We start from the raw sequence: 3,391 nt of genomic DNA on the forward strand, positions 1-3,391 counted from the left end.
GCGGCGGCCGGCACCGTGGTGCACGCGGCGATGGCCGTCGCGACCGGCGTCGCCGACGTCGTGGTGTGCTGGCGGGCGTTCAACGAACGTTCCGGCTTCCGCTTCGGCGGCAGCGGGCGCACCAGCGCCGAGACCCCGCTGTTCATGGCGCATTACGCGCCGTTCGGATTGCTCACCCCTGCGGCCTGGGTCGCGATGCACGCCCAGCGCTACATGTCGACGTACGGGGTGACCAACGAGGACTTCGGCCGCATCGCCGTCGTCGACCGGGCGCACGCGGCTACCAATCCCGACGCCTGGTTCTACCAGCGCCCGATCACGCTGGAAGACCACCAGAACTCGCGCTGGATCGTCGAACCCGTGCTGCGGCTGCTGGATTGCTGCCAGGAGAGCGACGGCGGGGTCGCCCTGGTGGTGACCAGCGCCGAACGCGCCCGGGATCTTCGGCAGCCGCCGGCGGTGATCACCGCGGCCGCCCAGGGCGCGGCCGCCAACGGCGAGATGATGACCAGCTACTACCGCGACGACATCACCGGGCTCCCGGAGATGGGGGTGGTCGCCAACCGGCTGTGGCGCGATTCGGGTCTGAAGCCCCAAGACATCCAAACCGCCTTCATCTACGACCATTTCACGCCGTTCGTGTTCACCCAGCTCGAGGAGCTCGGTTTCTGCGGGCGCGGCGAGGCCAAGGACTTCGCCACCGTCGAGCGGCTGTCGTTGGGTGGGGAATTTCCGATCAACACCAACGGCGGCCTGTTGGGCGAGGCCTACATCCACGGCATGAACGGCATCACCGAAGGCGTTCGGCAGGTCCGTGGCACGTCGCACAACCAGGTCGAGGGCGTCGAGCATGTGCTCGTCACGTCGGGAACCGGCGTGCCCACCAGCGGACTGATCCTCGCACCCGCCGATTAAGGGGGAAGCTCATGCCCAAGCTCGCGGTATTGACCGCACCCGGTGGGCCGATCGAGCTGGCCGAATTCCCGCTCACCGAGCCCGCCCCGGGGACCGCCGCGCTCAAGCTGAGGATGGCGGGCATCTGCGGATCCGACCTGCACATCTTCCGCGGCGAGCTGCCCCTGCCGTGCCCCTTCGCCTTGGGCCACGAAATGGTCGGCGAGATAGCCGAACTCGGTGAGGGGCTCACCACCGACGCGACCGGCAAGCCGCTCGCCGTCGGCGATCGCGTCGTCACACCGTACTTTTGGACCTGCGGGCGCTGCCACGCGTGCGCACGGGGCCGGCCCCACGCGTGCCAGAACCTGATGGCCGGGGAATACCGCACCCACGACCAGCCGCCGCATTTCGTCGCCGCGCACGGTGAGTACTACTACACCAGTCGGCGGCAGCCGCTGTACAAGGTGCCCGAGGACCTCGCCGACGAGGCCGTCGCCCCGCTGAATTGTGCGCTGGCGCAGGTGCTGTTCGCGCTGCGCGACGTGCGCCTCGGCGACACCGTCGTCATCCAGGGCGCGGGCGGGCTGGGCATCAACGCCGCGGCCGTGGCACGCACGGCGGGGCGGTGCGCGCCGACGACCTCGCCGCGCACCGCGCCGACTGGGTGGGCACGATCGCGGCGGCCTACCGCGGGTACACGGTGCACGAGATACCGCCCAACGGCCAGGGGATCGTGGCACTCATCGCCCTGGGGATCCTGGAACACTTCGAGATGTCCTCGTGGCCGGCCGATTCCGCCGACAGCGTGCACCTGCAGATCGAGGCGGTGAAGCTGGCGTTCGCCGACGCGCAGGCCTACGTCGGCGACATCGATCACATGGCGCTGACTCCGGATCACCTGCTGGACAAGGAATATCTGCGGCACCGTGCCGCACTGATCGATCGGTCGCGGGCCAAGCCGGCGTCCGCGGGCACACCGCGAGGGGGCACCGTCTATCTGACCGCGGCCGACGCCGCCGGGGTCATGGTGTCGATGATCCAGTCCAACTACATGGGCTTCGGCTCCGGCGTGGTGGTGCCGGGCACCGGAGTGTCGCTGCAAAACCGAGGCGCGGATTTCGCTGTGGCCGAGGGACATCCGAACCGGGTCGGCCCCGGTAAGCGTCCGTACCATACCATAATCCCGGGGTTCGTCACCAAGGACGGCGCCCCGGTGATGAGCTTCGGGGTGATGGGCGGCACGATGCAGCCGCAGGGCCATGTGCAGGTGATAGTGCGCATCGCCGACCACGGCCAGAATCCGCAGGCGGCGTGCGACGGCCCGCGGTTCCGCTGGGTGCAGGGCACGCAGGTCAGCTGTGAACGGGGTTTCCCGGAGTCGACGCTCGACGAATTGCGGCGGCGCGGCCACGATCTGGTCGCCGTGGACGACTACAACCAATTCGGCAGCTGCCAAGCGATCTGGCGCCTCGACGACGGGTACCTGGCGGTCAGCGATCCACGCCGCGATGGCCTAGCTGCGGGGTTTTAGACGCTGACCTTTCCTTCCGCCGCCGCGAGGGCGATGTCGGTTCGGAAGTGGCTGCCGGGCAATCGAATCGAACCCAGGATTTCGTAGGCGTTCGCGCGGGCGGCGGACAGGTCGGCCCCGGTGCCCACCACGGATAACACCCGGCCGCCCGACGAGACGATCGCCCCGTCGTCGCGCCGCGCGGTTCCGGCGTGCAGCACGCCATCGGCTTCTGCGCCGACGACGACGTCGCCGACGCGGGGGCGCCCCGGGTAGTTTTCCGCCGCCAGCACCACCGCCACCGCGGCGCCTTCGCTCCAGCGCAGCCCGCCGAAATCGGCCAGCGCCCCGGTGCTCGCGGCATGCAGGAGCTGGCCAAGCGGCGACTCCAGCAGGGCCAGCACCGCCTGTGTCTCGGGATCCCCGAACCGGCAGTTGAATTCGACCACCGCGGGCCCTTTCGCGGTGATCGCCAGGCCGACGTAGAGCAAGCCGCTGAACGGGCAGCCGCGCCGAACCAGTTCGGCCGCAACGGGTTCGACGATCCGGCTGACGATCTGCCGGTACATTTCTTCGGGCAGCCACGCGAGCGGCGCGTAGGCGCCCATGCCGCCGGTGTTGGGCCCGGTGTCGCCGTCGCCGACCCGCTTGAAGTCCTGCGCCGGCAACAACGGCACCACGGTGGGGCCGTCGACCACGCAGAACAACGACACCTCGGGACCGTCGAGGAAAGACTCCAGCAGCACCGGGTGACCCGCCTCGAGCAGGCCGGCGGCGTGGGCGCGCGCCACGTCGCGATCGGGGGTGACCACCACCCCCTTGCCGGCGGCCAGGGCATCGTCTTTCACCACCCACGCCGGGTTGCCGGCCGGCGGGCCGAAGCGGTCCAGGGCCGCGTCCAAACGTGCCGGGCTGTCGACGATTTCGCTCGCGGCGGTGGGCAAGCCGGCCGCCGCCATGACGTCCTTGGCGGACGCCTTGGAG

Annotated in this window: 2 protein-coding genes and 2 pseudogenes; 3 read left to right on the forward strand and 1 reads right to left on the reverse strand. The window is 69.9% G+C overall.

The features are described from left to right. From BN4348_RS01505 to BN4348_RS01695, 3 genes and pseudogenes are all read left to right on the forward strand, one after another. On the forward strand, positions 1-915 hold a 915-nt coding region (locus BN4348_RS01505), incomplete at its 5' end, for a thiolase C-terminal domain-containing protein (protein WP_066906927.1). Between the two features lie 11 nt (positions 916-926). Then, positions 927-1,355 (forward strand): annotated as a pseudogene (locus tag BN4348_RS62085) (alcohol dehydrogenase catalytic domain-containing protein); the annotation flags it as partial. Positions 1,356-1,510: 155 nt separating this feature from the next. Further along, positions 1,511-2,428 (forward strand): annotated as a pseudogene (locus BN4348_RS01695) (gamma-glutamyltransferase family protein); the annotation flags it as partial. On the opposite strand, the gene purD reads toward BN4348_RS01695, so the two are convergent. After that, a partial coding sequence (purD, locus tag BN4348_RS01705) for a phosphoribosylamine--glycine ligase (RefSeq protein ID WP_066906931.1) occupies positions 2,425-3,391 on the reverse strand: 967 nt, incomplete at its 5' end. The pseudogene BN4348_RS01695 and the gene purD overlap by 4 nt on opposite strands.

Origin of the sequence: Mycobacterium interjectum (assembly GCF_900078675.2) — a bacterium.
GTDB lineage: Bacteria > Actinomycetota > Actinomycetes > Mycobacteriales > Mycobacteriaceae > Mycobacterium > Mycobacterium interjectum.